Source organism: Neisseria sp. Marseille-Q1983 (assembly GCF_018224585.1).
In the GTDB taxonomy this organism is placed as follows: Bacteria; Pseudomonadota; Gammaproteobacteria; order Burkholderiales; family Neisseriaceae; genus Neisseria; species Neisseria polysaccharea.
In genome coordinates, this window is sequence record NZ_JAGTUI010000090.1 from 1 (window position 1) to 2,312 (window position 2,312).

General features: G+C 51.1%; 1 protein-coding gene. It reads right to left on the reverse strand.

Translation table 11 applies throughout. The annotated features are described in order from the left end of the window. Window positions 1–556 precede the first annotated feature (556 nt). Window positions 557–2,014: an MFS transporter gene (locus KEM39_RS11140; protein ID WP_211710048.1), complete on the reverse strand. Its 1,458-nt coding sequence runs from the start codon at window positions 2,012–2,014 to the stop codon at window positions 557–559. Window positions 2,015–2,312 lie beyond the last annotated feature (298 nt).

A 2,312-nucleotide genomic window follows, 5' to 3' on the forward strand; every position in this document is an offset into this window, starting at 1 on the left:
TTGTACTGTCTGCGGCTTCGTCGCCTTGTCCTGATTTTTGTTAATCCACTATATATTTCGTTGATGCAGCACTCATTTAGTCGGACAAAATGCCTTTTTCCAATGAAACCAAACTGTTTCCATACAAACGGAAATCAACGGCTTTCCCTTGCGTTATTCAAATGACAATCGGCAGGCTCCGACCAGTTGTCGGGGCGGTTATTTCAGGGTAGGCGGAAGCCTGTCCTGAGTTTATGGCAAGGCAAAACGCAGAGACTGAATATTTTAAAAATTATTTAATAAAAACAATAAAATATTTGCTTGCGTTCGCATAAAAAAGCCTTTATATATTTTGCCCTTGCACTCGGTTGTTAAAAGGGGCGGTTCGGAAAAGTAACGCGCCCTTTTGATGAAGCGCGCCATATAGGGGGAATTGAAACCGGTATGGCGTTGCCCCACTTTGCCGTGATGATCTGTTTGAGTTATCCGTTTGAGGTGCGCGGGTACGGTTTGGCTTCATTATGCGGAAAAATGCCGTCTGAAGGGTTCAGACGGCATCGGCGCATCGGGGCGGGACTTAGTCTGTGCCTTCGAGCATTTTGTTCAATTTGGGGACGAGCAGGAGCAGCAGGAAGCCTGTGGCTGCGCCGATGTAGAACAGCAGCCGGTAGAAGCCGATTTCGTCGCCCACCTGATAGCCTTTTTCAAACAATACGCCGCCTAAAGTGAAGCCTAATGAAAAGGCAAGGAAATTAAGGGCGACCATTTGGGTTTTGAATAAAGGCGGTGCGATTTTGGTGGAAATGGACAGCGCAATCGGGGAAATCATCAGTTCGCCTATCGTGATGGCGAGGACGATCAGTGCGAAAACCGCAATAGGCATCGGCGTGCCGGCGGAAATAAAGGGGACGAATCCCAAAAACGACGCGCCGGTAACAAATACCGCCATAGCGAATTTCAGCGGGGTTTTGGGCTGTTTGCGCCCCATTTTTGTCCACATTGCCGCCATCAGTCCGGAAAACAGGATGACCCACAGGCTTTGCATGGAATCTTTCCAGGCGACGGGCACGGTAAACGAACCGATGGTGCGGTTGACGGTTTCGTCGAAATAGACGGTTGCCACGGTGTAAATCTGAAACCAGACCGCCCAAAACATACAGATGGTCAGGAAAAGCGGGATGTAGGCGATGATGTGCCGCTTGTTGTCGGAACTGACGCGGGGGTTGGTCAGCAGCCGGGTAAAATAGACGATGACGGCAAGGATGACGGTAGATAATAGGATGCCGGAGAAATTGTCGAGGTTGACAAGCCCGGTTTTGATGGCGGTTGCAAGTGCGGCGATGAGGACGATGCCGACGGCGGCCGCAGTTTTGCCCTGTCCTTTTGAAAGCGGATGGGGGACGGTGGGGTGGGGCAGGTTTTTACGTCCCAAGGAATAACGCCACAAGCCGAATGCCATACCGACCGCCGCCGCGCCGAAACCATAATGGAAACCGATGTTTTCCTGCAGCAGGCCGGTCAGCAGCGGGCCTAGGAAGCCGCCGATATTGATGGCGATGTAGAAAATGGAAAATCCCGCATCGCGCAGCGGGCGCATTTCGTCTTGTTCGTATAATGCGCCCACCATTGAACTGGCTGTAGATTTCACACCGCCGCTGCCCAATGCGATGAATATCAGCCCGATTAAAAGGCCGTACAGGCCGGGTGCTGCGGCAAGGACGATGTGTCCGAGCATCACGACGATGCCCGAGAGGAAGAGGGTTTTTTCCGCACCCCATACGCGGTCGGCAAACCATGCGCCCAAAATGGTGGACAGGTACACGCTGCCGCTGTATGCGCCGACAATGCCGCCGGCGAGGGTTTTGTCTATGCCCAAGCCGCCTTTGTCGGCGGTGTAGTAGAGGTAAATCAGCAGGATGCCCTGCATTCCGTAAAATGAAAAACGTTCCCACAATTCGATATGGAAGAGGGTGGAAAGCTGGAAGGGGTGGCCGAAGAATGTTTTTTCTCCGGTGGGGGCGGGATGCCGGGACATAAAGGTTCTCCTAAAAGATTTTCTCTCAATGCCGTCTGAAACGGATGCGGACGGCGGCGGTGTTTTTTGTATGAAAATCGGTTTGTAACCTATATTGTCATTCTTTGTCAAATGATGCGCTGCCGTTTTTGTGGTCGAATGTTTTTATATTTGTTTCAATTCAACGGATTGTATTTTAGAGGACGTGTTCCGATACGGCGCGGGTAAAGCCTTTTCAGTCAAGCGGCTTATCCGATAGGGCGGTTTTTTATAGTGGATTAACAAAAACCAGTACAGCGTTGCCTCGCCTTAGCTCAAA